This is a genomic window from Bradyrhizobium sp. Ken01, assembly GCF_055807355.1.
Genome location: NZ_JBVVPC010000204.1, coordinates 1 through 275 on the forward strand (window position 1 = coordinate 1; position 275 = coordinate 275).

Annotated in this window: 1 protein-coding gene; it reads left to right on the plus strand. The window is 58.9% G+C overall.

All coding sequences use genetic code 11. The features are described from left to right. Positions 1-50: 50 nt before the first annotated feature. The coding region (locus AC0L3S_RS39355; RefSeq protein WP_473285349.1) for a YcaO-like family protein at positions 51-275 on the plus strand (225 nt) is incomplete at its 3' end.

Below are 275 nucleotides of genomic sequence, written 5' to 3' on the forward strand. Positions count from 1 at the left end.
CGTTTCTCTGCTATGGCCGCTTTTGTGACGTCGCATATGGCGATTGCAGCTTGAACGTCGACACCAATGGTTGCGCCGCTGGCACAACGCGGGCCGATTCAAGAACCCGCGCCATTCTAGAACACGTCGAACGAGACGCCACAGGGATATGGTGGCACCGAGGCTCCCTGAGAAAGCGGCTGGATATCGCGCGGCTTGATGACCAAGGCTTGGCGTCTCACATCCCGCAGCATCGCCAAGAAACGGGACGCAGGCTCTGGCTTCTCGATATCTCG